This window comes from Streptomyces sp. SirexAA-E, assembly GCF_000177195.2.
Taxonomy (GTDB): Bacteria; Actinomycetota; Actinomycetes; order Streptomycetales; family Streptomycetaceae; genus Streptomyces; species Streptomyces flavovirens.
Map to the genome: position 1 here is coordinate 6,078,838 of NC_015953.1, position 22,975 is coordinate 6,101,812.

Annotated in this window: 24 protein-coding genes; 14 read left to right on the forward strand and 10 right to left on the reverse strand. The window is 72.4% G+C overall.

The genetic code is table 11. The features are described from left to right. The first annotated feature begins 1 nt into the window (after nt 1). The 3 genes from SACTE_RS26720 to SACTE_RS26730 are packed head-to-tail and all read left to right on the forward strand — an operon-like array spanning nt 2 to nt 3,908. Complete coding sequence (locus SACTE_RS26720) at nt 2-1,972, forward strand: dipeptide/oligopeptide/nickel ABC transporter permease/ATP-binding protein (protein ID WP_014049136.1); 1,971 nt, start codon at nt 2-4, stop codon at nt 1,970-1,972. After that, nucleotides 1,969-2,976, forward strand: a complete 1,008-nt coding sequence (locus SACTE_RS26725) for an ABC transporter ATP-binding protein (RefSeq protein ID WP_014049137.1) — start codon at nt 1,969-1,971, stop codon at nt 2,974-2,976. Before SACTE_RS26720 ends, SACTE_RS26725 begins: the two co-directional genes overlap by 4 nt. Continuing rightward, nucleotides 2,973-3,908, forward strand: coding sequence for a dihydrodipicolinate synthase family protein (locus SACTE_RS26730; protein ID WP_014049138.1), 936 nt, complete (start codon nt 2,973-2,975; stop codon nt 3,906-3,908). The genes SACTE_RS26725 and SACTE_RS26730 overlap by 4 nt, the downstream gene beginning before the upstream one ends. A gap of 64 nt (nt 3,909-3,972) precedes the next feature. Here SACTE_RS26730 and SACTE_RS35525 read toward each other — a convergent pair whose 3' ends face one another. Then, nucleotides 3,973-4,695, reverse strand: coding sequence for a chaplin (locus tag SACTE_RS35525; RefSeq protein WP_014049139.1), 723 nt, complete (start codon nt 4,693-4,695; stop codon nt 3,973-3,975). Between the two features lie 270 nt (nt 4,696-4,965). On the opposite strand from SACTE_RS35525, the gene SACTE_RS26740 reads away from it, so the two are divergent. The 6 genes from SACTE_RS26740 (at nt 4,966) to SACTE_RS26765 (ending at nt 7,903) form a co-directional block, all read left to right on the forward strand. After that, nucleotides 4,966-5,367 carry a rodlin gene (locus SACTE_RS26740; protein ID WP_014049140.1) on the forward strand — a complete coding sequence of 134 codons (402 nt, stop codon included), beginning with the start codon at nt 4,966-4,968 and terminating at the stop codon, nt 5,365-5,367. Nucleotides 5,368-5,632: 265 nt separating this feature from the next. Next, complete coding sequence (locus SACTE_RS26745; RefSeq protein ID WP_256059263.1) at nt 5,633-5,824, forward strand: chaplin; 192 nt, start codon at nt 5,633-5,635, stop codon at nt 5,822-5,824. A 248-nt stretch (nt 5,825-6,072) separates the two neighbouring features. After that, on the forward strand, nt 6,073-6,360 hold the full coding sequence (locus tag SACTE_RS26750; protein WP_014049142.1) for a hypothetical protein: 288 nt from the start codon (nt 6,073-6,075) through the stop codon (nt 6,358-6,360). 184 nt (nt 6,361-6,544) lie between these two features. Next, the gene (locus SACTE_RS26755; RefSeq protein WP_014049143.1) at nt 6,545-6,955 is read left to right on the forward strand and encodes a rodlin; all 411 of its coding nucleotides are present in this window, start codon (nt 6,545-6,547) and stop codon (nt 6,953-6,955) included. 228 nt (nt 6,956-7,183) lie between these two features. Continuing rightward, the gene (locus tag SACTE_RS26760; RefSeq protein ID WP_014049144.1) at nt 7,184-7,366 is read left to right on the forward strand and encodes a hypothetical protein; all 183 of its coding nucleotides are present in this window, start codon (nt 7,184-7,186) and stop codon (nt 7,364-7,366) included. A gap of 129 nt (nt 7,367-7,495) precedes the next feature. Beyond that, nucleotides 7,496-7,903, forward strand: coding sequence for a rodlin (locus SACTE_RS26765; RefSeq protein WP_014049145.1), 408 nt, complete (start codon nt 7,496-7,498; stop codon nt 7,901-7,903). 117 nt (nt 7,904-8,020) lie between these two features. Here the strand turns inward: SACTE_RS26765 and SACTE_RS26770 are convergent, their stop codons facing one another. Then, entirely contained in the window at nt 8,021-8,518 is a 498-nt protein-coding gene (locus SACTE_RS26770; protein ID WP_019993113.1) for a DUF5949 family protein, read from the reverse strand. A 336-nt stretch (nt 8,519-8,854) separates the two neighbouring features. Here SACTE_RS26770 and rsgA point away from each other — a divergent pair, with 336 nt between their 5' ends. Together rsgA and SACTE_RS26780 are read left to right on the forward strand one after the other, a co-directional pair. Beyond that, entirely contained in the window at nt 8,855-10,009 is a 1,155-nt protein-coding gene (rsgA, locus tag SACTE_RS26775) for a ribosome small subunit-dependent GTPase A (RefSeq protein ID WP_014049147.1), read from the forward strand. A 75-nt stretch (nt 10,010-10,084) separates the two neighbouring features. Then, nucleotides 10,085-11,434, forward strand: a complete 1,350-nt coding sequence (locus SACTE_RS26780) for a DNA-3-methyladenine glycosylase 2 family protein (RefSeq protein ID WP_014049148.1) — start codon at nt 10,085-10,087, stop codon at nt 11,432-11,434. 12 nt (nt 11,435-11,446) lie between these two features. Here the strand turns inward: SACTE_RS26780 and SACTE_RS26785 are convergent, their stop codons facing one another. The 3 genes from SACTE_RS26785 to SACTE_RS26795 all read right to left on the reverse strand — a co-directional run bounded on the left by SACTE_RS26785 (nt 11,447) and on the right by SACTE_RS26795 (nt 13,447). After that, nucleotides 11,447-11,824 (reverse strand): PPOX class F420-dependent oxidoreductase, encoded by a 378-nt coding sequence (locus SACTE_RS26785; protein WP_026359094.1) that lies wholly within the window; start codon nt 11,822-11,824, stop codon nt 11,447-11,449. An 81-nt stretch (nt 11,825-11,905) separates the two neighbouring features. Then, nucleotides 11,906-12,388 carry a DUF456 domain-containing protein gene (locus tag SACTE_RS26790; protein ID WP_014049150.1) on the reverse strand — a complete coding sequence of 161 codons (483 nt, stop codon included), beginning with the start codon at nt 12,386-12,388 and terminating at the stop codon, nt 11,906-11,908. 72 nt (nt 12,389-12,460) lie between these two features. Further along, on the reverse strand, nt 12,461-13,447 hold the full coding sequence (locus tag SACTE_RS26795; RefSeq protein ID WP_014049151.1) for a helix-turn-helix domain-containing protein: 987 nt from the start codon (nt 13,445-13,447) through the stop codon (nt 12,461-12,463). Between the two features lie 315 nt (nt 13,448-13,762). Here SACTE_RS26795 and SACTE_RS26800 point away from each other — a divergent pair, with 315 nt between their 5' ends. Next, the gene (locus tag SACTE_RS26800) at nt 13,763-15,949 is read left to right on the forward strand and encodes a protein phosphatase 2C domain-containing protein (RefSeq protein WP_014049152.1); all 2,187 of its coding nucleotides are present in this window, start codon (nt 13,763-13,765) and stop codon (nt 15,947-15,949) included. Between the two features lie 124 nt (nt 15,950-16,073). Then, nucleotides 16,074-17,816, forward strand: coding sequence for a pyruvate dehydrogenase (locus SACTE_RS26805; RefSeq protein ID WP_014049153.1), 1,743 nt, complete (start codon nt 16,074-16,076; stop codon nt 17,814-17,816). Nucleotides 17,817-17,823: 7 nt separating this feature from the next. On the opposite strand, the gene SACTE_RS26810 is transcribed toward SACTE_RS26805, so the two are convergent. Both SACTE_RS26810 and SACTE_RS26815 read right to left on the reverse strand, forming a co-directional pair. Then, nucleotides 17,824-18,213, reverse strand: coding sequence for a barstar family protein (locus SACTE_RS26810; RefSeq protein ID WP_014049154.1), 390 nt, complete (start codon nt 18,211-18,213; stop codon nt 17,824-17,826). A gap of 86 nt (nt 18,214-18,299) precedes the next feature. Beyond that, a complete protein-coding gene (locus SACTE_RS26815) occupies nt 18,300-18,728 on the reverse strand; it encodes a ribonuclease (RefSeq protein WP_019993110.1) in 429 nt (142 codons plus the stop codon). Between the two features lie 250 nt (nt 18,729-18,978). On the opposite strand from SACTE_RS26815, the gene SACTE_RS26820 reads away from it, so the two are divergent. After that, entirely contained in the window at nt 18,979-19,392 is a 414-nt protein-coding gene (locus SACTE_RS26820; RefSeq protein ID WP_019993109.1) for an ATP-binding protein, read from the forward strand. Between the two features lie 12 nt (nt 19,393-19,404). Here SACTE_RS26820 and SACTE_RS26825 read toward each other — a convergent pair whose 3' ends face one another. The 3 genes from SACTE_RS26825 to SACTE_RS26835 all read right to left on the reverse strand — a co-directional run bounded on the left by SACTE_RS26825 (nt 19,405) and on the right by SACTE_RS26835 (nt 22,961). Then, nucleotides 19,405-20,487 carry a DUF2637 domain-containing protein gene (locus SACTE_RS26825; RefSeq protein WP_014049157.1) on the reverse strand — a complete coding sequence of 361 codons (1,083 nt, stop codon included), beginning with the start codon at nt 20,485-20,487 and terminating at the stop codon, nt 19,405-19,407. 229 nt (nt 20,488-20,716) lie between these two features. Continuing rightward, nucleotides 20,717-21,925 (reverse strand): enoyl-[acyl-carrier-protein] reductase FabV, encoded by a 1,209-nt coding sequence (gene fabV, locus SACTE_RS26830; RefSeq protein ID WP_014049158.1) that lies wholly within the window; start codon nt 21,923-21,925, stop codon nt 20,717-20,719. Nucleotides 21,926-22,112: 187 nt separating this feature from the next. Next, the gene (locus SACTE_RS26835) at nt 22,113-22,961 is read right to left on the reverse strand and encodes a (2Fe-2S)-binding protein (RefSeq protein WP_014049159.1); all 849 of its coding nucleotides are present in this window, start codon (nt 22,959-22,961) and stop codon (nt 22,113-22,115) included. Nucleotides 22,962-22,975: the final 14 nt, after the last annotated feature.

A 22,975-nucleotide genomic window follows, 5' to 3' on the forward strand; every position in this document is an offset into this window, starting at 1 on the left:
CATGTTCGCCACGGGCCGTCTGGCCACCAAGCTCTCCCGACCGGGCATCGCCTTCCGCGCCCTCCCGGTCACCTCCCGCGTCGCCCTCGGCGTCCTGATCGTCGTCCTCCTCGGCGCCGTACTCGCACCCCTGCTCACCCAGGACCCGCTGACCACCGGTACCCCCGTACAGGCCCCGAGCGGCGACCACTGGTTCGGCACCGACCGGGCCGGACGCGACGTCTTCGCCCGGGTGATCCACGGATCGCGCTACTCCCTGGTCATCGGCCTCGGCGCGACCGCCCTCGCCCTGGTCGCCGGGTCCGTCCTCGGCTCGCTCGCCGCCACCTCGCGCAAGCTCGGCGACGAGTCCGTCATGCGCACCCTCGACGTCGTGATGTCGTTCCCGCCGATCGCGCTGGCGGCCGTCCTCGTCGCCGTCTTCGGCACCAGCATCCCGGTCATCATCTTCACCGTCGCGTTCGTCTACACCCCCTCCCTCGCCCGCGTCGTACGTGCCAACGTCCTCGCGCAGTACGGAGAGGACTACGTCGCCGCCGAGAAGGTCATCGGTGCCCGGCGCGGCCACATCGTGCTCCGCCACGTCGCCGTCAACTGCATGGCCCCGGTCATGGTGTTCGCGACGGTCATGGTCGCCGAGGCCATCATCTTCGAGGCCAGCCTCTCCTTCATCGGAGCCGGCGTGCAGGACCCCGACCCCAGCTGGGGCAGCGTCCTCGCCTACGGCCGGCAGATCCTGCTGGCCGGCGGCTGGTGGGCCACCTTCTTCCCCGGCCTCGCCCTCCTGGTCACCGTCCTCGCGCTCAACATCCTCTCCGAGGGCCTCACCGACGCCTCCGCGGCGCCCAAGAGCGCCCGCGCCCACGCCGAGCCCGCCACCACGGCACCGGACCCGGTCGAAGCCGCCGCCACCGTCGACATCGACGCCGCCCTCGCCGAGCTCGCCCGGCACATCGACGCCACCGAGCCCACGATCACCCCGGTACGCGAGGACGCCGACGAACTCCTCGTCGTCCGCGACCTGGCGATCCGCTTCCCCGACCGCTACGGCGAGATACCCGTCGTCGACAAGCTGAACTTCACCGTCCACGAGGGCGAGACCCTCGGCCTGGTCGGCGAGTCCGGGTGCGGCAAGTCCATCACCAGCCTCGCCGTGATGGGCCTCCTCGCCCGCAACGCCGAGGTCAGCGGCGAGATCCTCTACCGCGGCAGGGACCTGCTGAAGCTCCCGCCCAAGGAACGCCGCGCCCTGATGGGCCCCGAGATCGCGATGGTCTACCAGGACGCACTCTCCTCCCTCAACCCCTCCGTGCTCGTCGGCACCCAGCTCAAGCAGCTGACCTCACGCGGCGGCACCAAGACCCCGGCCGAACTCCTCGAACTGGTCGGCCTCTCGCCCGAACGCACCCTGCGCAGCTACCCGCACGAACTCTCCGGCGGCCAGCGCCAGCGCGTCCTCATCGCCATGGCGCTCTCCCGCAGCCCCCGCCTGCTGATCGCGGACGAGCCGACCACCGCACTCGACGTCACCGTCCAGGCCCAGGTCGTCGAACTCCTCATCAGGCTCCGCGACGAGCTCGGCTTCGCCATGGTGCTGGTCTCGCACGACCTCGCCCTGGTCGGCGACCTCTCGCACCGGGTCGCCGTCATGTACGCGGGCCGGCTCGCCGAGGTCGGCGACACCCGGTCCGTCCTCACCGACCCCACCCACCACTACAGCCGCGGTCTCCTCGGCTCCGTCGTCTCCCTGGAAGCCGGCGCCGCACGGCTCCACCAGATCCGCGGAGTCGTCCCCGCGCCCCAGGGCTTCGGCGACGGGTGCCGCTTCGCCGGACGATGCGGTGCCGCGAGCGACCTCTGCCGCACCACCACCCCCGTACTCACCGTGCGCGGCGCCGCGAAGGACCACGGCTTCGCTTGCCACCACCCGGCCGAGGCCACCGCGAAGAAGCTGGAAGGGAGCGCCCTGTGATCAGGCTCGACGGCGTCCACGTACGCCACAAGGCACGCAGCGGAGGCCTCTTCAGCCGCGACGCCGTCCACGCGCTCACCGACGCCACCCTGGAGGTCAAGCGCGGTGAGATCGTGGGCCTGGTCGGCGAGTCCGGCTGCGGCAAGTCGACGATGGCCCGCGTGCTGACCGGACTCCAGAGGCCCACCGAGGGCGAGGTCCTCTTCCACGGGCGCGACCTGTGGGAGATGACCGGCGCCGAGCGGCGCAACGACTTCGGCTCGGCCGTCGGCGTCGTGTTCCAGGACCCCTCGACCGCGCTCAACCCGCGTCTCACCGTCCGGCAGATCCTGCGCGACCCGCTGGACGTGCACCGGCGCGGCACCCGGGAGGCCCGCGAGGCCCGCGTCGAGGAACTGCTCGACCTGGTCGGGCTGCCCGGCCACACCCTCGCCGCCCTGCCCGGCCAGCTCTCCGGCGGCCAGCGCCAGCGCGTCGCCATCGCCCGCGCCCTGGCCCTCGAACCCGAACTGATCGTCGCCGACGAACCGACCTCCGCGCTCGACGTCTCCGTACGCGCCCAGGTGCTCAACCTCCTCGTCGACCTGCGCGAACGCCTGGGCCTCGGCATGGTGTTCATCTCGCACGACATCCAGACCGTGCGCTACCTCGCCGACCGCATCGCCGTCCTCTACCTCGGCCGCATCGTCGAGGAGGGCCGGGCCGCCGACGTCGCGGGAGCCCCGAGCCACCCGTACACCGAGGCGCTGCTCTCCGCCACGCCCAGCCTGCTGGAGGCGACCCAGCGCATCGTGCTCACCGGCCCGGTGCCCTCCGCCACCAACCCGCCGCCCGGCTGTCCGTTCAGCACCCGTTGCTGGAAGGCGGACGCGGAGTGCTCCACGGTCTTCCCGGCCGAGACCTTCGGCCCCGGCGAACACCGCTGGCACTGCGTCCACCCGCAGACCCCCGCGTCCCCCGCCGGGGACCGGACCCCCGTACCGCCCGCAAGGAGCACCGCATGACCGCCCCCACCCCCACCTACTCCGGAGTGATCCCGCCCGTCGTCACCCCGCTCACCACGGACGGCGAGCTCGACCGGGTCTCCCTGGAGCGGGTCGTCGGCCATCTTCTCGACGGCGGGGTCAGCGGCCTCTTCGCCCTCGGCAGCTCCGGCGAGACCGCCTACCTGACGCCCGGTCAGCAGGACGAGGTCATCAAGGTGATCACCTCGGCGTCCGGGGGCCAGGTGCCGGTCCTCGTCGGGGCCATCGAGACCACCACCAACCGGGCCATCGAGCGGGCCCGCGCCGCGGCCGCCCTCGGCGCCGACGCGGTCGTGGCCACCGCGCCCTTCTACACGCGCACCCACGCCACCGAGATCGACCGCCACTTCCGGGACATCGCGGCCGCCGTGGACCTGCCGCTCCTCGCGTACGACGTGCCGGTCTGCGTGCACAGCAAGCTGGACCCGGAGCTCCTGCTGCCGCTCGCGGCGGACGGGGTGCTCGCGGGCGTCAAGGACTCCAGCGGGGACGACGGTTCCTTCCGCCGGCTGGCCATCGGGGCGCGGAACCTGACGGGCTTCTCCGTCCTGACCGGCCACGAGCTGGTGGTCGACGCGATGATGCTGAGCGGCGCCGACGGTTCCGTGCCCGGCCTGGGCAATGTGGACCCGCACGGATACGTACGGCTGCACGAGGCGGCCGTGCGCGGTGACTGGGCCGCCGCCAAGGCGGAACAGGACCGGCTCGTCGGCCTGTTCGACATCGTCACGGCCGCCGCACCCGGCACCGCGTCCGCGACGGCGGCCGGCCTCGGTGCGTTCAAGACGGCCCTGATGCTGCGGGGCGTCATCGCGACCAACGTGATGAGCCCGCCGATGCGCCGCCTGGACGCGGCGGAGACGGTGAAGATCGCCGCGTACCTGGACCGCGCGGGGCTCTCCCGCGTGTGAGGACACGCACGAGGCCCCCCGGCAGTGAACTGACACTGCCGGGGGGCCTCGTGCGTGCGGGGTGTCAGCCGCGCGTGGCGCGGGTGCGGCGCATCAGCACCGCACCACCCAGCAGGAGTGCGGCGCTCGCACCGGCGGCCATGCCGACGCCGCCGGCACCGGTCTCGGCGAGCTGGGTGTCGGGGGTGTTCGGCGCGGGGGTCTCGGCCGGCGGCTGCTCCGCCGGGGGCTCCTCGGCGGGGGGCTCCTCGGTCGGGGGAACGACCGTCGGCGGCTCCTCGGTGGGCGGCTGCTCGGTCGGCGGCTCCTCGGTGGGCGGCTGGACCGGCGGGTGGTGGTGCGCGGGGCCGCTGTCGTTGACGCAGTCGTTGCCGAAGACGGGGTTCAGCAGACCGACGACGTTCACGGAGTTGCCGCAGGCGTTGACCGGGATGTCGATCGGAGCCTGGACGGCGTTGCCCGAGAGCACGCCCGGCGAGTCGGCGGCCACGGCATCGGCCTGGGCGCCGGAACCGGAGCCCCCGCCGTCGTGTCCTTCGTCCGAGCTGACGTTCGCGCAGGCGTTGCCGAAGGCGGGGTTCAGCAGGGCGATCACGTCGACGGTGTTCCCGCACAGGTTGACCGGCACGTGGACCGGCACCTGCACGGCGTTGCCCGAACCGACACCGGGCGAGCCCACGGCGGCGCCGTCGGCGGAGGCGTCGGCGTGCGCATAACCTCCGGCGGCGGTCAGGATGCCCGACGCCGCCGCCATGACGATCATGCTTTTGTTCAGAACCTGTCGCATTACTTGCCCTTCTTCGGGAAATTCGCGCGGGCGGTGACCCGGATGGAACGTAGCCATTCCATATACGCGGACGACTCCCTAACGACGCGACGGTTGCGGGGGAAACTTGGAGAACGGTGGAAATTCTGTAATCACTCGAATGGGTAACGCACACCCGTTCGTGCGCGGACCGAGATCGTGGCATTCGGGTGAACGGGGGGAACCAAACGGCGCCCGGCGAGTTGATCAGGACGCTCCGCCACGGGGCACTCGGTACGAGAAGGGTTAATCGTGATCAAGAAGGTTCTGGCAACGGGCGCCGTCGCCGCCTCCGTCCTCGGTCTCTCGGCGACGAGCGCCATGGCCATCGGTGACGACACGGGCACCACCGTCGTCAACGGCAACGGTGCCGAGTCGGCGTTCGGCAACTCCGCGACCAAGGGCGACATGAGCCCCCAGCTCAGCCTCGTGCAGGGCTCGCTGAACAAGCCCTGCGTCGGGCTCCCCCTCAAGGCCAACCTCGGTTCGCTCGTCGGCCTCGTGCCGATCACGGTCCAGGACATCAACGTCCTGTCGAACCCGCAGAACCAGCAGTGCACCGAGAACTCCACCCAGGCCAAGGGCGACGAGCCGCTGTCGCACATCCTGGAGGACATCCCGGTGCTCTCGGGCAACGGTGCCGGCAACGGCTGATCCGGCCCCCACGACCGGTCCGGGCCGCCGACACTCCTCCATCGTGCGGCCCGGCCGTGTGTCATTCGGGCGGATTCACAAGAAACCCTCCCCATAGAGTTTCGCCGCCGCCCGCCAATCGTTACGCATGACAGCTCGGAGTCACGAGCGCATTTCACGACAGCGCGCTCGTGCGGCACGAAAGACGTGACCGCCCAGGACTCCGCAGCAGAAAGGGATGAAAGTGAAGTACACCAAGGTTGCCGCCGTCGCCGCCGGAACCCTCATGGCGCTGGGCGCCGCTGCCCCGGCCATGGCCGACGCGGGTGCCGAGGCCGCCGCCGTGGGTTCCCCGGGTGTCCTGTCGGGCAACGTCCTGCAGGTCCCGGTCCACATCCCGGTGAACGTCTGCGGCAACAGCATCAACGTCGTCGGCCTGCTGAACCCGGCCTTCGGCAACGCCTGCGTCAACGACTGATCGGCGCACCGGCCGAGCCGGTCGCTCATCACGTGAGGCCCCGGACCGCACACGCGGTCCGGGGCTTTCCCGTGCTCGGTTCGTCCCGATGTGCGGTGAAGTCCGTGGAAAAAATCCGCATCGCACAGTTTCCGGTCCGCCCGTCGATCGTTATCCCTGGTGAAAGCGGTGGACGTCACAGGCGCAGAAGGCTTGTGCGGCGCGGGAACGCGACCGGACCCCACGCCGCTGCAGAAGGGATTTCGAAAGTGAAGTACGCGAAGACTGCCGCGTTCGTTGCCGGTTCCGTGGTCGCTCTCGGGACGGCTGCTCCCGCCTTCGCTGCTCCTGCAACCTCTCCCACGCTCAGTCTCACCACCGGCGTCAACCACCTCATGGCCAGCACCCCGCAGGTCCTCGATCCGGTGGTCGACACGGTGGGCGGTGCGACCAAGAAGGTCCACGAGGACGGAACCGTGGCCAGGCTGGCGGACCAGGCGACCGGTGCGGCGGCCCAGGCCGCCCCGCTGCTCGGTGGCCTGCCGGTCGGCGGCTGACCGTCCGCATCGCGGAAGTTCTCTCCATTCAGCGCATTTTCTCCGGTGCCCGGTCCGGCGCTTCCCTGGCCGGCCGGAGAACACAGCACCGTTCGAGTGAAGTGGCACAACCACGTCCGTCCGCGACGCGTGCCTTCGGCACGCCCGCGGCAGCGGGCAACAGGCAATCCAGAAGGGCTAGTTCATGATCAAGAAGGTTCTGGCGTCGGCGGCGATGGCCGCCTCCGTCGCAGGCGTCTCCGCTGTCGCGGCCCCCGCTGCCATGGCCACCGGCAACGACCAGGGCACCACCGCGGTCAACGGCAACGGTGCCGTGCAGTACTACGGCAACAGCAGCACCTCGGGCAACATGAGCCCCCAGATCGGCCTGATCCAGGGCTCGTTCAACAAGCCCTGCATCGCGCTGCCCGCGAAGGCCAACCTCGGTTCGCTGATCGGCCTCGTCCCGATCTCGGTCCAGGACATCAACCTCCTGTCCTCGCCGCAGAACCAGCAGTGCACCGAGAACTCCACCCAGGCCAAGGGTGACGAGGCACTGTCGCACATCCTGAACGACATCCCGATCCTCTCGGCCAACGGCGGCGGCAACAGCTGACGTCGACCGGCCCGGCCCGACGCCGGTGGCACCACGGGACCCGTCCAGTTCCCGTAGGTGCCGCCGGCGGACCGGGCCGTGCCGGTGCGCGGAACGACGGGCCGGAACCCTGGCGGACCGGCCCTCCCCGCGCCTTCCCGCCCGGTCGGGTAACCCGATCGTGCGGATATTGGTCCGGTTGCCGCACCTGCGGTCGGCGTCTCCCGCCGGTTCGGGTAGTGCCACCCCATGGACCAGTACGACAGTCAGCCCCGGCGTGGCCACGAAGGAACGCCCGACCACTCCTCGACGCCGATCTACGACCGGCTGCTCGCCGAGTGGCGGGAGGCGGGTCGGCACGCCGCCGAGCGGGAAGCGGCGGTGGCGCCCGGGAGCGTGCGGGTCTTCGTTCCGGCGGCCCGCAGGACGTAAATCCCCCTTCCGCAACGGAACGTCGACCCTTCGCCGCATCGAATCCGTTCGAGTGGTGGAGCGGAACCTTCGCTTCCGATTGCGGTTATCAGTACGTCCCACAAGGGACGCGTGGAAAGGTGAAGCGTGATGAAGAAGATGATGGCCGGCGCGGCCGTTGCAGTGTCCCTGATCGGTGCCTCCGCAGCCGCGGCCCCCACGGCCATGGCGATCGGCAACGACCACGGCACCACCGTGGTCAACGGCAACGGCGCCGAGTCGGAGTTCGGCAACTCCGTGACCAAGGGCCACCAGAGCCCGCAGCTCAGCCTGGTCCAGGGCTCGCTGAACAAGCTCTGCCTCGGCGTCCCGGCGAAGGTCAACGCCGGTTCGCTCGTCGGCCTGGTGCCGATCACGGTCCAGGACGTCAACGTCCTGGCCAACCCGCAGAACCAGCAGTGCGCCGACAACTCCACCCAGGCCAAGGGCGACGAGCCGCTGTCGCACCTCGTGGACGACGTCCCGGTGCTCTCGGGCAACGGCGTCGCCAACCGCTGACGTCCCGGGGGAGTGCGGCCGGCTCCGGTCGGCCCGCATTCCCCCTGTGCGGCACCGTTCACGACGATGCCCACCACTCCACGGGGGGTGGTGGGCATCGTCGTGCGCGGACACGGCCTACAAGCTGCGTACCGGCAGGAGACAGTGGGCCGACGTGCTGATGACCTCGGGATCACAGACGAAGGAACGCAGCAGCTCCTCGTCGACCGGCTGCCCGGGGGTGGCCGCCGGCCACGGGCGCGTCGCGAACATGCAGTGCACCGCGCCCTCGGCGCGGGCCACGGCCAGCCACTCCGGGGGAACGGTGTACTGCGCCTTGAAGTGAGGGAGCGTCAGCACCGCCTGCCCGGCCTGGATCAGCAGTTTCACCGGAAGGTTCGGCGTCTCCGTGGCGTCCAGTGTCTCGCCGCCGATCCGCAGTCCGCTGCGTTCGAGGGCCGTGCGCATGGCCCGCTCTCCGGTCTCCGGTCCGTCCTGCCCGTCGCCGAGCGAATAGGTGAGGAGGAAGGCGGTGCCGCCATGCCCGTCCGGGCGCTCCCCACTCCAGGCGAGGAGGACCTGGGTGCCCAACTGGGCTTGTGTGAACGTGCTGGTGGCGGTCTGGGAAGAGGTCATGTCCGGCACACTAATGGCCAGGAACCGTCCGACCCGCATGCGTATCACCCGATCGTGGGAGATCTCCCGAACTCTCCGGTGAATCAACGGTCGTGGGAGGGGGCGGACGAAAAGCGGTTGACGCCGTCGGGCGGCGTCCCGCTATGGTGTGCCGAGTTCGCCGGATCCGCCGCGTGCGAGGAAACAGGAGGTGAGGACATTGATGACTGTCGTCGCGATGGGCGCTGCCCACGACCCGAAGAGCATCGTTCCCACCCCTGTGGCCACCGGCTGACCCGAACCTTTCCTCCGCGCCCGAGAGCGCGGTGCCGGGGCCACCCTTGTGAAGGGTTTCCCTTGTCTTTCCCCAAGCTTCAGTCGTCCTCCCCGTCGCACCCGCTGGCCCTCTTCGGCTGGGACGAGGACTGGGCCGCAGCCTTCGCCCCGTACGCCGAGCAGGGACTCCTGCCGGGACGGGTGGTGCGGGTGGACCGCGGTCAGTGCGACGTGGTCACCCCGCACGGCACCCTCAGGGCGGACACCGCGTTCGTGGTGCCCCGCGACCCGATGCGGATCGTCTGCACCGGTGACTGGGTGGCCCTCGACCGGGACGGCGACCCGCTGTTCGTCCGCACCCTGCTGCCCCGGCGCACCGCCTTCGTACGGTCGGCGTCCTCGCAGCGCTCCGAGGGCCAGGTCCTCGCCACCAACGTCGACCACGTCGTCATCTGCGTCTCGCTCGCCGTCGACCTGGACCTCGGTCGGCTGGAACGCTTCCTGGCCCTGGCCATGTCCAGCACCGCGGGGGCGGCGCTCCTCGGCGACGGCGCGCGGGCACCGGAACACGAGGCGCGTCCGCTCGTCCTGCTGACCAAGGCCGATCTCGTCCCGGACGCCGCCACGCTGTCCCATCTCGTCCAGGACGTCGAGGGCATCGCCCCGGGCGTGCAGGTGCTGCCCGTCAGCTCCACCACCGGGGAGGGCGTCGACGTGTTCCGCGCCGTCGTCGCCGACGGCACCAGCGTGCTGCTCGGAATCTCCGGCGCCGGCAAGTCGACCCTCGCCAACACCCTGCTCGGCCAGGAGGTGATGGACGTACAGGAGGCGCGCGGCGTGGACGGCAAGGGCCGGCACACCACCACCACACGCAACCTCCTCGTGCTCCCCGGCGGCGGCATCCTCATCGACACCCCCGGGCTGCGCGGGGTCGGTCTCTGGGACGCCGAGGCGGGCGTCGGACAGGTCTTCTCCGAGATCGAGGAGCTGGCCGGGGAGTGCCGCTTCCACGACTGCGCCCACGAGACCGAGCCGGGCTGCGCGGTGCTGGCCGCCGTCGCGGACGGCGTCCTGCACGCCCGGCGGCTGGACAGCTATCGCAAGCTGCTCCGGGAGAACCACCGCATCGCGGCCAAGACCGACGCCCGGCTGCGCAGCGAGACCCTGCGCGAGTGGAAGCGCCGCAGCGCCGAGGGGAGGGCCGGCATGCAGGCCAAGCGGGGACACCTGCGGTAGTCCGGCACCCGGTCGGGCTCGACGTCCGGAAACCGCGAGTGCCGCCCTGCGGCGGGGGCGCACACTGGACGTGTGATGGACGAACGGACCAGGTACGAGGCGGTGAGCAGCCGCGACGCGCGCTTCGACGGAGAGTTCTTCTTCGCCGTCGCGACCACCGGCATCTACTGCCGGCCGAGCTGCCCCGCCGTCACCCCCAAGCGGGAGAACGTCCGGTTCTACCCGACGGCCGCCGCGGCGCAGGGACACGGCTTCCGGGCATGCAGACGCTGCCGCCCGGACGCCGTGCCCGGTTCCGCCGAATGGAACGTACGCGCCGACGTCGTGGGACGCGCCATGCGGATGATCGGCGACGGCGTGGTCGACCGGGAGGGCGTCCCCGGACTCGCCGGCCGGCTCGGCTACAGCACCCGCCAGGTGCAGCGACAGCTCACCGCCGAGCTGGGCGCCGGGCCCGTCGCGCTGGCCCGCGCCCAGCGCTCTCACACCGCCCGGGTGCTGCTGCAGACCACGGACCTGCCGGTCACGGAGATCGCCTTCGCGTCCGGCTTCGCCAGCGTGCGCCAGTTCAACGACACGATCCGGCAGATCTACGCCCGCACCCCCAGCACGCTGCGCACCGAGGCCGGAACGGGCCTGGGCGCGAGCGCCCCGGTGGGCCGCCGGGCCGGCATCCCGCTACGGCTGGCCCACCGGGGCCCGTACGCGGCCCGCGAGGTCTTCGACCTCCTGGCCGACGAGGCGGTGCCCCTGGTCGAGGAGGTCGGCGGTGCCCCCGGCGCCCGTACCTACCGGCGCACCCTGCGTCTGCCGTACGGGGCGGGCATCGCCTGTGTCGACGAGGCGTCCGCCGGGCCCTGGCTGGAGGCCCGCATCCAGCTGACCGACCTGCGTGACCTGACGACCGCCGTGCAGCGGCTGCGGCGCCTGTTCGACCTGGACGCCGATCCGTACGCCGTCGACGAGGCGCTGGGCGCCGATCCGCGGCTGGCCCCGCTCGTCGCCGCGCGTCCCGGGCTGCGCTCACCGGGGTCCGCCGATCCCGAGGAGTTCGCGGTACGGGCACTCGTGGGCCCCACGGCCGCCGGGGCGCTGGTGGAGCGGTTCGGCAAGCTGCTGGACGTGCCGTGCGGCGGGCTCACCCACCTCTTCCCGGAGCCCGGCGTACTCGCGGAGGGCGCCCAGGACCCCGCGCTCCGGGAGCTGGCCGGGGCCCTGGCCGACGGGGCCGTCCCGCTGGACGCCGGAGCCGACCGGGACGAGGCGGAGAAGGCCCTGCTCCGGCTGCCGGGGACCGGGCCGGTCACGGCGGCGCTGATCCGGATGCGCGCCCTGGGCGACCCGGACGTCGACCCGTACGGGACGCCCGGCGCGGACCGCCTGCGGCCATGGCGTTCGTACGCCGTGCGCCATCTGCGGAGATGACCGGGGCGGTCCTCAGGGCCGCTGTTCCTCCAGGCCCCAGCTGTGGATCCTCCCCGGGTGGATGCGGATGACCTCCTGGCTGAACTGCGGGCCCAGATCGTGCGGGCCGACGAGCAGTTCGGCCTCGCCCCGGATGTCGACGCCCCGGACCGTCCACGGCCGCACGCTGACGATGTCGTCGACGACCAGGGCGACCTTCGGGTTGGCCTGGAGGTTGCGCCATTTCTTCGTCGTCCCCATGGCGTACCCGCCGACGAGGATCGTGCCGTCCGGCTGCGGGAAGTAGCCGACCGGGTTGGCCTGCGGCTGTCCCCCGGGGTCGACGGTGGCGAGCCTGCCGAGCCGCTGGGAGCCGAGGTACGCGCGCTCGGCCTCGCTGAATTCGGTCATGGTGCCAGCGTCACACGCGACCGTGCCCGCGCACATCGGACCACCGCCCTACGTCCCGGGTCCCGGCGGCGTCGGCCGGTCTCAGGCCCGGATCAGGACGCCCAGCCACGCGCCCACCGGCAGCAGGCAGCAGTAGAGGTCCAGGAGCACCGAGCGGCCGGTCGCCCGCATCACCGACCTGACGGAAGCCCGGCCCGCCCCGTGGCTGCCCAGGCGCAGCCGTTCGGTGCCGTAGACCGTCCCGACGTATCCCAGGACACCGCCGAGCACCGGCACCACGAAGAAGCCGGCGATCGCGGACACCCCGGCCAGCATGAGCGTGCCGCGCGGCACTCCCGCGGCCGCCGTGCGGCGGCCGGGCAGCAGCGCCTTCAGCGCCTGGTCCAGCAGGAGCAGGCAGGTCGTCCCGATCAGCACACCCCAGGCGACCGGTGTCGTGTCCGTCAGAGCCCACCACAGCACCGCGGCCCAGACGATCGCCTGCCCGGGCACACCCGGCACCAGTACCCCGACCAGGCCGAGCAGCATCACCCCGGCGACGGCGACGAGCTGCCACACACTCATTCGACCAGCGTGCCGGAGCCCACGCGGTCCCGCCCGCCGACACCGGGCCGCACGCCCGTCGTGCGGAGCGGGTCAGCGGGGCGCGCGCGCCACCCAGCCCCGCTCGTACGCGTGCCAACCCAGCTGGAGGCGGGTCGAGACCCCGGTCAGCTCCATGAGCCCCTTCACCCGCCGCTGTACCGTCCTCAGGCCCAGCTCCAGCTGCTTCGCCACGCTCGCGTCCGTCAGGCCCGCCAGCAGCAGGGACAGGATCTCCAGATCGGTGGCGTCCGGCCCCGGGCCGTTCTCCTCCCGCACGCCGCTCTCGCCCAGCCGCAATGGCATGGCGTCCCGCCACACCGCCTCGAAGAGCCCCATCAGCGACTCCAGCAGCCCGCTGGCGTGGACGACCAGCGCGGCGGGCTCCACGGCCCGGCCGGTCAGCGGCACCATCGCCAGCGAGCCGTCGGCCACCACCAGCTTCGTCGGCACCCGGTCGACCACCCGGCACTGCTCGTCCCGGCTCAGCGCGGCCGACAGCTCGATGATCCCGGACGGCAGCGACAGCACATCGCGCTCCACGACCACACGGTAGGACACCCCGCGCATCGCGACCCGTTCCTCCGACTCGTTCTCCATCCCGGTGACCGCGATCGGCTTCCCCGTGACCAGCGCGCACACCTCCGAGGTGGCCCCGAGCTGCAACTGGTGGAAGCGGTGCGCCACCGCGCTCGCGCCGGTCACCACCTCGACCAGGTCGTGCACGGCCGGCTCGTCCGCCTCGGCCCGGTACTCTTCGGCCAGCAGCACGGACGCCAGTTCGGCCTGTTCCAGTTCGTGCCGCTGCTGCGTCAGCAGGGCCCCCAGCGCGACCCCGGGCGGCGCGGCCACCCAGCGTCCCGCCCGCGCGGAGGACTGGGCGGCGAGCCCCTGCTGCTCCAGCCGTCGCAGCGCCCGTTCGGTGTCCGCCTCGGGCAGCGCGAGCCGGCGCGCGAGGTCGGACAACTCCGCCGCACCCGCGGTGACCAGTGCCCGGTAGGTGGCCTCCTGTCTCTCGTCGAGACCTATCGCTGCCAGCATCTTCCGGCCCTCCCCAGGTGATGGTCGCGCATCGCTGCGCCCGTCCGGCGTGCCGTCGTGGCGGAAACCGGCCACGGCGTAAACCCGCCGGGCCCATCATGCCCCGTACCGGCTGCCCGTCTGTCACTGTGGCGCCACCGCAGCACCGCGGGGCCGGAACCGTCAACGGGGGCCCGCGGGTGTGCTGCGAGGGCCCGCCGGGCGTTCTTCCCGTGGGGGGTGTGGACGCCCGGCGGGCTCTGTCAGGGTGTCAATTCCCGGCGTGTTTTCGGGATGTCCCGCTTTCGTGCGCCCCGCGCGGTGGAGACTGGGGGCATGAGCCAGCAGGGGGAGAAGCCCGCCGCCCATGAGGACGACTGGTGGCGCCGGCTGTACGACGAGGCGGCGCCGGACACCGGTCCGGCCGGCGCGCCCGACAGTCTCGACGACCGCTTCGACTCCGCGTCCGACGCGGTGGGCCCGACACCGGACGCGGACGCGGAGCAGGGCCGGGGCCTTGGCCCCGACGCGGTCCGGGCGGACCCGCCGGACCACCCGGGCACGGTGGTTCCGGTACCGGACCCACGCACTGCCCCGGCGGCGGCGCACGTGCCGCCGCCGCCCCGACCGGCAGCTCCGGCCAGGCCGGAGCCGGAGGCGGGTCCGGCGACCGGCGGGCGACAGGTGCCGCCTCCGACGGACCGCGCGGCGGCCACGTCCGACGTCCGGAACCCGGCACCGGCGGCCCGCCAGGGCGGCCCGGACCGGTGCACGCATGAGCCGGCAGCAGCCCCTGACCTGCGGGCCGCCCCCGTGCCGCCGTCCGTCTCACCGCCGCCCGCGCCGGAGCCGCCTCCAGAAGGGGACGACTCCGGAGCGCCCGCTTCCGCCGCAGAGGCGGCGCCGCCCGAGCCGGTTCGGCGCGCGGCCCCGGACGGGCCCGCACGACTGGGTCCGGAGGACCGGACGATTCCGGACGGGCCCGGGTGGCGGGGTACCGCGGACCGACCGTCACCGGCTCCGTCCGCCGATCCTGTACCGCCGCCCGCCGGGGCCGCCTGGGACGTGCCGCCCGGGACTCCCGCGCAGCCCGGGACTCCCGCGCCGGACGGGGCGCCGCCGGAGTCCGGCGTGCCCGTGCCGGGGCGCCATCCCGGGGCGGCCGGACCGGTCGCCCCGCCCGCGCCCGAACGGCCGGAACCGCCCGAGACGTTCGCCGCCCCGCCGACAACGGAACCGCCGCGTACGCCGGTGGAGCCGTCCCGGCCCGAGCCGCCGTCCCGGCCTCCCGCCGCGACCCGGGTGCCCCCGCCCGCCCCCGGCCCCTCCTCCGCGCCGCCCCCGGCCGGCGATCCGCGCTCCACGTCCGGGAGCGCGGAGCCTGCGCCGTCCCGGGCGACGCGGCCGCAGGTCATCGTCGTGCGCCCCCCGTGGGAGGCCCCCGGCACTCCGGAATCCCCTCCGGCGCGCCGCACCTTCGCCGTACCCCTGGCACCCAGACCGCCCCAGGAGCCCGAGGCGTCCGCGCAGTCGTCCGAGGCGCCGGCCGACGTGGCCCGGGGCGGGCCGCGGCCCGTCGTCGGGCATCTCGGGGACCGGCCGCCCACCTATGACGCCGAACCGGCCGCCCTGCCCGCGTCCGGGGTCGACGACCTCGACGGTCTCGTCCCGGACACCGTGCTCGACGGCGCCCGGTACGGCACGTACACGCTGCGCGCCGCCTCGGTGCGCGGGGATTCGGCGCGCTTCCGGGGCGAACCGCGCCGGGACGCCCTGCTCACCGCGCGGTTCGGGACCGGGGACGGCGCGCTCGTCCTGGTCGCGGTGGCCGGCGGGGCCCGGGCCGCCGAGCAGGGGCACCTGGCCGCCGCCGACGCCTGCCGCTGGATCGGCGGCGCCGTCGCCCGAAGCCACGCCCGGCTCTCCGACGACATAAGGGCCGGCCGCCGCGGCGACCTGAAATCGGGGCTGCACCGGCTCACCGACCGTACCTACGGCAAGCTGCGCGCCCGGGCCGCCGAACTCGGCCTGGAGCCGTCCGCGTACACCGCCGGGCTCCGCTGCCTGCTGCTGTCCGCGGACCCGGACTGCCGTACCCGTGTCTTCTTCGGCGTCGGCGGCGGGGGCCTCTTCCGGCTGCGCGACGGCTCCTGGCAGGACCTCGAACCGCTCGTCCCCACCCCCGCGGAGAGGCGGGAGCAGGAAGAGGGCCCGGGCGGCGACCGGCTGACGATGGACCTCCAGATCACCACGCCGCCGTCCCCGTACCCCGGGGACCCGGCCCCACCGCCCGCCGAGCCCTTCCGGTTCCGCGCCTCGGTGGCCCGGCCGGGGGACGTCCTGCTGCTCTGCGGCAACGGACTGGCCGAACCCGTGCGCGGCGCCCCGGAGCTCGCCGGGGAACTCGCCCGCCGCTGGGCGGCGGGCGATCCGCCGGGGCTGCCCGCCTATCTCGCCGACGTCCAGCTGCGCGTCAAGGGCTACGCCGACGACCGCACGGCGGCCGCCGTCTGGGAGGCGTAACCGCGCACGCCATGGGTTGATGGACACCGGAGTCCGCCCCGACGGCCCCTCGGGCCGACGTTTCGGGCTCCGGAGCCGGGACAGCCGCATGTGCACGGAGCACAGGCAGAGAGGGTGCGCACCCATGGCCAAGCAGAACGTGTCGGAACAGTTCGTCGACATTCTCGTGCGGGCGGGCGTCAAGCGGATGTACGGCGTCGTCGGCGACAGTCTCAACCCGGTGGTCGACGCCGTTCGGCGTAACGCCGCGATCGACTGGATCCAGGTACGGCACGAGGAGACCGCCGCTTTCGCCGCCGGAGCCGAAGCCCAGATCACCGGGAACCTGGCCGTCTGCGCCGGCTCCTGCGGCCCGGGCAGCCTGCACCTCATCAACGGGCTCTACGACGCGCACCGCTCGATGGCCCCGGTCCTCGCCCTCGCCGCGCACATCCCGTCGAGCGAGATCGGGCTCGGCTACTTCCAGGCGACCCACCCCGAGCTGCTCTTCCAGGAGTGCAGCCACTACAACGAGATGATCTCCAACCCGCAGCAGATGCCGAGGCTGCTCCAGACGGCCATCCAGCACGCCATCGGCCAGGGCGGTGTCAGCGTCGTCACCATGCCCGGCGACATCGCCTCGCAGCCGGCGCCGGAGAAGTCCGTCGAGCACGCCCTGGTGACCTCGCGGCCCTCCGTACGGCCCGGTGACGAGGAGATCGACAAGCTCTGCCGGATGGTCGACGAGGCCGAACGGGTGACGCTGTTCTGCGGCAGCGGTACGGCCGGAGCGCACGCCGAGGTGATGGAGTTCGCCGAACGTGTGAAGGCCCCGGTCGGGCACGCGCTGCGCGGCAAGGAGTGGATCCAGTACGACAACCCGTACGACGTCGGGATGAGCGGACTGCTCGGCTACGGCGCCGCCTACGAGGCGACGCACGAGTGCGACCTGCTCATCCTGCTGGGCACCGACTTCCCGTACAACGCCTTCCTCCCCGACGACGTGAAGATCGTGCAGGTCGACGTGCGGCCCGAGCACCTGGGCCGCAGGTCGAAGCTCGACCTGGCGGTCTGGGGGGACGTGCGCGAGACACTGCGGTGCCTGACGCCCCGGGTGAAGGCCAAGAAGAACCGCAAGTTCCTCGACCGGATGCTGAAGAAGCACGCGGACGCGCTGGAGGGCGTGGTCAAGGCCTACACCCGCAAGGTCGACAAGCACATTCCGATCCACCCGGAGTACGTGGCCTCGGTCCTCGACGAACTGGCCGACGAGGACGCCGTGTTCACGGTCGACACCGGCATGTGCAATGTGTGGGCGGCCCGCTATCTCACCCCCAACGGCAAGCGCCGGGTGATCGGATCGTTCAGTCACGGCTCGATGGCCAACGCGCTCCCGCAGGCGATCGGCGCGCAGTTCACCGACCCGGACCGGCAGGTCGTGTCGATGTCCGGTGACGGCGGGTTCAGCATGCTGATGGGCGACTTCCTCACCCTGGTCCAGTACGACCTGCCCGTGAAGGTCGTCCTCTTCAACAACTCCTCGCTCGGCATGGTCGAGCTGGAGATGCTGGTCGCCGGCCTCCCGTCCTCCGGCACGACCAACAAGAACCCCGACTTCGCGGCGGTCGCCCGGGCCGCCGGGGCGTACGGCGTGCGGGTCGAGAAGCCCAAGCAGCTGGAGAGCGCGCTCAGGGACGCCTTCAAGCACAAGGGGCCCGCGCTGGTGGACGTGGTCACCGACCCGAACGCGCTGTCCATCCCGCCGAAGATCAGCTCCGACATGGTGACCGGTTTCGCGCTGTCCGCCAGCAAGATCGTGCTGGACGGGGGAGTGGGACGGATGCTCCAGATGGCCCGCTCCAACATCCGTAACGTGCCCAGGCCCTGACGGGGCCTCAGCGCAGACGCAGTGTCCCGGGCCCGGTCTCCTCCTCGATGATCCCGACCAGCTGGTCGAAGAGCGTCGGGCCTCGGCCGGCCCGGGCCTCGGCCAGCTCCCGTTCGATGCGGGCGCGGTTCGTGTGGTGCGCCCGGCCGAGCAGGGCCTCCAGCCGGCGGGCGGTCTCCTCGTGGCCCAGCGCCCGGGCCGACGCGGTGTGGTCGCGCCACTCGATGACGAAGGCGCCGTCGTCCGGGGTGCCGAAGCCGCCGCTCAGACAGTCCGCGAAGGAGTCGAGACCGCGGCCGAAATAGCCGCCGGGGCCGTTCACCGCCTCACCGATCAGCTCCCAGAAGCGCTCCAGGCCGGTGACCTCCGAACCTTCGATCACATAGGTCACAGTCATACGGCGAGCCTACAAGAGGGCGCAGGACGGACGAGGGGCCCGCGCCGCAGGTGGGGGACGACGGCGCGGGCCGGACAGGGGCGGGTTCAGCAGCCGTGGTCGACGAGGTCGAAGGACTCGTAGTGGTCGGCGGTGTAGTAGTCCTCCTGGGCCTTGTCACCGGTCACGATCCGGCGGGCACCGCGGGTGTCGGAGCCCGGGGTGATGACGGTGTACTCGTGGTAGTAGCCCGACGACTGGCTCGGCAGGACACCCTCCCGGTTCTGGAAGACGGTGCCGTCCTGGTCGAACGGGAACGGGCCGCCCGCCTCGATGAGGTCGAGCGTGTCGTGCGCCTGGGACGGCAGGGCGGAGTAGCAGACGCTGCCGACCGAGGCGACGGACGGGGCGGCGGCCGCCGTCGCGGCGAGGGGCGAAGCGGCCGAGGCCGTCGCGGTGACGGGGCCGCCGACGAAGAGGGCGGACAGGAGGGCGGCTGCGCCGCCGAGCGTGGTGATCCGTGGGGGGATGCGCATACCCACCATGATGACGCGCGTAGACACCCCTCCGTCAACGGCGCCTCATGTGAATTTTCTGGGAGTCATCCGTGCACACATACGCCATCTCCCGTTCGAGCGCCGGGTGTTGCGCCGGAGCGTGTTCACCTGTTGGCGGAGTGGAAAGCGTGACCGTCCACGAGTGGGGCATGCATCCCGTGAAGGCGTTCGAGAACTGACGGCATCACCGAGGGATCGAGGAGGGTGCATCGACGTGCGGGCGGGGGACATGACGAAGCGACAGAAGGGCCCGTCGGTGCAACTGCACCGAAGACTGGGGCACACCGATCTGCCGGCCGTGGGGGAAGCGCGCTGTGCGCTGCGGGAGTTCCTGCGTCACCGCTCGGACCCCGAGGAGACGGACACCGCCGAGCTGCTGCTGAGCGAACTGGTGACGAACGCGCTGATACACACCCGGAACGGCGCCGCGATCACGGTGACATCGGCACCCGGGCGGTTGCGCGTGGAAGTGCGCGACTTCGTGGCGGGGCAGGAGCCCGCACCGTACGTACCGAACGCCGACGACGGTACGCACGGACGGGGGCTGCTCCTCGTGCAGAGCCTGGCGGACTCCTGGGGAGTCATGACGCAGGCGCTGGGCAAGGTGGTGTGGTTCGAGCTGACGGCCGGGAAGCCCGCGTGAGGCACGGGGGGCTCAGCCGAACTGCTCCTCCAGATCCTTGAGTTTCTGCTCGAGCGAGTCGAGCCGGGGCAGCGTCTGGGTGTCGTCCTCCGCGGTGAGGTCGACGGTCACGGGGTCACCGTTGGCGTTCTTGGCCGAAGTACTCCTGGAGTTCGAGCCGTTCACGGCTTGGAGGGATGGCCGGGGGCGCAGAGGCAGCTGTCCCGGCTCTGTTATGGCAGGCTCCGAGACGGCCGGTGTGCCGCCGCTCGCGGGTGCGATGGCCTGCACGTCGACCTGGTGGCCGCCGCGCATGCCGCGCCCCCAGGCCCGGTTCTGCCGGTTGAGCGCCTTGATCCGGGCGCGGTCCAGCTTCACCTGGTCCTTCCGCCGGTGCCGGTCCTGCTCCCTCGTCCGGCGGTCCTCGCGTACCTCGTCGACCGCCTCGTCCAGGGTGCGTACGCCCTCCAGGAGCATCAGCGACCAGGCGCCGAAGGTCTCCCGGGGCGCCCGCAGCCACCGTACGATCCGGATCTGGGGCAGCGGGCGGGGCACCAGGCCCTGTTCGCGCAGGGCGGCCCGGCGGGTCTGCTTCAGCGCGCGGTCGAAGAGCACCGCCGCCGAGAGCGACATCCCCGCGAAGAAGTGCGGGGCACCCGCGTGGTCCATCCCGCGCGGCGCGTGCACCCAGTTGAACCAGGCGGCCGCGCCGGCGAACGTCCACACCAGCAGCCGGGATCCCAGCGCCGCGTCCCCGTGGCTGGCCTCGCGTACCGCGAGCACCGAGCAGAACATGGCGGCACCGTCGAGCCCGAACGGGACGAGGTACTCCCACCCCCCGGAGAGGTTGAGATTCTGCCGGCCGAAGCCGACGAGCCCGTGGAAGGAGAGGGCGGCGGCGACCGCGGCGCAGCAGAACAGCAGGACGTAGGAGGCGGTGGCGTACAACGCCTCCTTGCGCCTGCGGCGCTCCTCGCCGCGTTCCCAGCTGTCGTCGGCAGCGGCCTTGCCGGCGGCGCGCTTGCCGCGCGCGACCACCGTCACCGCCGCCATGACCCCCACGAGCAGCACGGCGCCCGGAAGCAGCCAGTCAAGCGATATATCGGTCAGTCTCATGCGCGGTCCCTTGCGTCACGTAGGGCGTTTCGGGCGCCATCGTGACGGAAAGGCCACCCCGTTCAGGGGCTTTCGGGGCAAGTGAACGCCATCGGGGAGAGGGGCGTCACCGATGGGCGGAATCTTCTCGAACGACCGCGCGAAGCAGCCGTGTTGTGTTCGATGCGGAGTCGCCCGGACGGGCGGCATGATTCCGGGATCGTGGGAGGACGGCCGTCACCGCGCGAGGTCAGGGGGCGGGCCAGGGGACGTCGGTGGCCACCGGGGCGGTGTAGTCGACGCCCGGGACGGAGAATCCGTACAGGCGCCGGACTTCGGAGCGGAACCAGTCGAGGTCGGCGAGACGGTCGATGGTGTCGGTCGTGGCGGCGTCCCAGCGTTCGGCGACGGCCGCCTGGACCTCGTCGGTGAGCTCCCAGGTGTCCAGGCGGATCCTGCCCTCCTCGTCCAGGGAGAGCGGGGCGGTCCCGGTGAGCTGGTCCCACAGGGCGGCGAGTTGGCGCACCGGCGGGACCATGCCCTCCGCGAGGACGCCGCGCAGCAGGCCGGTGTACAGGGCGATGCCCGGGATGGCGGTGGAGGACTGGGTGACGGCGGCGCCGTTGACGGAGGTCACGGCCCGCCCGCCCACCGTCCTGCCGAGCCGCTCGTCCAGGGTGCGGGCGGTGGCCTCCAGGTGGGCCTTGGCCGCACCGATGGTGCCCTGCCGGTAGATCGCCGCCGTCAGCGGCGAACCGATGTACGACAGCGCGGCCGTGGTGAACCCCTCGCCGAGCAGATTCCGGCCGGCCAGACGGCCGATCCAGCGTTCCCAGTCCGCACCGCCCATCACGGCCACGGTCTGCTCGACGTCGTCGCCCTCGGCCGGCCCGGTCTCGACCTCACGTACCTCGGCGACGCCCTGGTCGTCGAAGAGGAGCGTCTTGGTGCGGTTCGCCCGGCCGACCGGCTTGAGGACGGAGGCGTACGTGGTGCCGGTGTCGGGATCGGTGCGCCGGGGCGCGGCCACCGAGTAGATCAGGTGGTCCAGTCTGCCTCCGAAACGCCGCTCGACGAGGTCGGCCACCTGGTCCTTCATGGCGTCGGAGAACGCGTCGCCGTTGAGGAAGACCAGATCCCGCCCGGCGTCACGGGCGATACGGGCGGTGGCGGCGGTGCGGTACCAGCCGGCCGTGGCGGTACGCCGCCCGGTGGGGGCCTTCTCGAAGGAGACCATGATGCCGCGGATTCCGGCGCGCCTGAGTCCGGCGAGAGCGGCCGCCAGGCCGTATCCGGACGAGGAGCCGATGATCAGGGCCACCGGCCCGGCCCCTTCCGGCACCGAGGCGGGGTCGGGGCACGCCCGCCACATGTCGGCCACCTGTCGCTCGCAGCCCGTCGGGTGGGAGTCGAGGAAGAGGAAGCCTCTGTTGCGGGGGGCGAGAACGCGCTCGCTCACGATTGCCGTCCTTGGGGTCGACCGGGCCGAAGCCACGGCGGCCCGACGGTCGCCGCGTCCGCAAGTCTGCGACAGCGAGGACGCGGCCCGCTGCCCTGCCGGGGACAAGGATCGCGGGACGATCTTGGAGCGTTCCACCACTTCCGGCGGGGGCTTCGGAGTCCTTCCGCCCCGCGGTCCGCGCCGGTCAGGGCGCGGGCGTCAGCTTCCGGACGCGCTCGGCGTCGCAGGTGCGCGGGCAGGTCACACAGGTGTCCTCGGGCCGCAGCGTGTAGAAGAGGCAGCAGCTCGCCCGGTCCCGGGTCGGCAACGACTCGCCGTTCGGCCCGGTCAGCTCACGGAAGCCCGCGGTGCCCACGTACGGCTTGGTGGTGCCGGGCAGCAGCAGCTCCAGCTCCGACATCGCGCGGCTCTCCTCGCCGAGCAGGTGGGCGATGTACCAGAGGCCCTCGACGACCTCGTCCGTCGCCATGCCCCACAGGGCCCGCTTGCCGCGCCGCATGCGCGGCCGGAAGCCGTCGAGCACCGGCTCGATGTGCTCCGCGACGGCGGCCAGGACCTCCGCGCGCAGCGCCGCCTCGTCGGCCACCACCCGGGCGCCGGGCAGTCCGGCGGCAGGGTCGTCCGGCAGGCAGGAGAACTCCGGGATCCGTACGGTCATGTGGCCCATCGCCCGGTGGAACGAGACACCCTCCGCCGGGATCCGCGGCACCCGGCGGTCCGTGAACCACGGAAGCGTCACCAGCAGGCAGGCCGGCCACGCGTAGCGGTGGAGACCGAAGCTGGCGACCACGTCGGGGCGGGCCCGCGTGCCGTAGTCGCGGAGCACCTGCTCGTCGTCGAAGGCCAGGAACGTGTCCAGGGCCGCGCCGCCCTCCGCGAGCTCGGCCGCGCCCACCCATCCGTCGCCGGAGGGTGCCGCCGCGTCGTCAGCCAGCACCTCGGCGCGCAGTCCGGCGAAGACCTCGGTCAGGCGTGCGTAGGACGCCGCCACGGGTGAGGGGGCGGGGGCGGCGAGAAGCGTGGAGACGGCCATGCAAGGACCACCGA

Excerpts from the sequence above, each read along its gene's own strand:
- SACTE_RS26820 (WP_019993109.1), top strand. The coding sequence starts at position 18,979 with ATGACGAAGCGACAGAAGGGCCCGTCGGTGCAACTGCACCGAAGACTG.
- SACTE_RS26800 (WP_014049152.1), top strand. The coding sequence starts at position 13,763 with ATGAGCCAGCAGGGGGAGAAGCCCGCCGCCCATGAGGACGACTGGTGG.
- SACTE_RS26835 (WP_014049159.1), bottom strand. The coding sequence starts at position 22,961 with ATGGCCGTCTCCACGCTTCTCGCCGCCCCCGCCCCCTCACCCGTGGCG.
- SACTE_RS35525 (WP_014049139.1), bottom strand. The coding sequence starts at position 4,695 with ATGCGACAGGTTCTGAACAAAAGCATGATCGTCATGGCGGCGGCGTCG.
- SACTE_RS26780 (WP_014049148.1), top strand. The coding sequence starts at position 10,085 with ATGGACGAACGGACCAGGTACGAGGCGGTGAGCAGCCGCGACGCGCGC.
- SACTE_RS26795 (WP_014049151.1), bottom strand. The coding sequence starts at position 13,447 with ATGCTGGCAGCGATAGGTCTCGACGAGAGACAGGAGGCCACCTACCGG.
- SACTE_RS26785 (WP_026359094.1), bottom strand. The coding sequence starts at position 11,824 with ATGACCGAATTCAGCGAGGCCGAGCGCGCGTACCTCGGCTCCCAGCGG.
- SACTE_RS26720 (WP_014049136.1), top strand. The coding sequence starts at position 2 with ATGTTCGCCACGGGCCGTCTGGCCACCAAGCTCTCCCGACCGGGCATC.
- SACTE_RS26770 (WP_019993113.1), bottom strand. The coding sequence starts at position 8,518 with ATGACCTCTTCCCAGACCGCCACCAGCACGTTCACACAAGCCCAGTTG.
- SACTE_RS26825 (WP_014049157.1), bottom strand. The coding sequence starts at position 20,487 with ATGAGACTGACCGATATATCGCTTGACTGGCTGCTTCCGGGCGCCGTG.
- SACTE_RS26810 (WP_014049154.1), bottom strand. The coding sequence starts at position 18,213 with ATGACTGTGACCTATGTGATCGAAGGTTCGGAGGTCACCGGCCTGGAG.
- SACTE_RS26790 (WP_014049150.1), bottom strand. The coding sequence starts at position 12,388 with ATGAGTGTGTGGCAGCTCGTCGCCGTCGCCGGGGTGATGCTGCTCGGC.
- SACTE_RS26815 (WP_019993110.1), bottom strand. The coding sequence starts at position 18,728 with ATGCGCATCCCCCCACGGATCACCACGCTCGGCGGCGCAGCCGCCCTC.
- SACTE_RS26805 (WP_014049153.1), top strand. The coding sequence starts at position 16,074 with ATGGCCAAGCAGAACGTGTCGGAACAGTTCGTCGACATTCTCGTGCGG.
- SACTE_RS26755 (WP_014049143.1), top strand. The coding sequence starts at position 6,545 with ATGATCAAGAAGGTTCTGGCGTCGGCGGCGATGGCCGCCTCCGTCGCA.
- SACTE_RS26730 (WP_014049138.1), top strand. The coding sequence starts at position 2,973 with ATGACCGCCCCCACCCCCACCTACTCCGGAGTGATCCCGCCCGTCGTC.
- SACTE_RS26745 (WP_256059263.1), top strand. The coding sequence starts at position 5,633 with ATGGCGCTGGGCGCCGCTGCCCCGGCCATGGCCGACGCGGGTGCCGAG.
- SACTE_RS26760 (WP_014049144.1), top strand. The coding sequence starts at position 7,184 with ATGGACCAGTACGACAGTCAGCCCCGGCGTGGCCACGAAGGAACGCCC.
- SACTE_RS26765 (WP_014049145.1), top strand. The coding sequence starts at position 7,496 with ATGAAGAAGATGATGGCCGGCGCGGCCGTTGCAGTGTCCCTGATCGGT.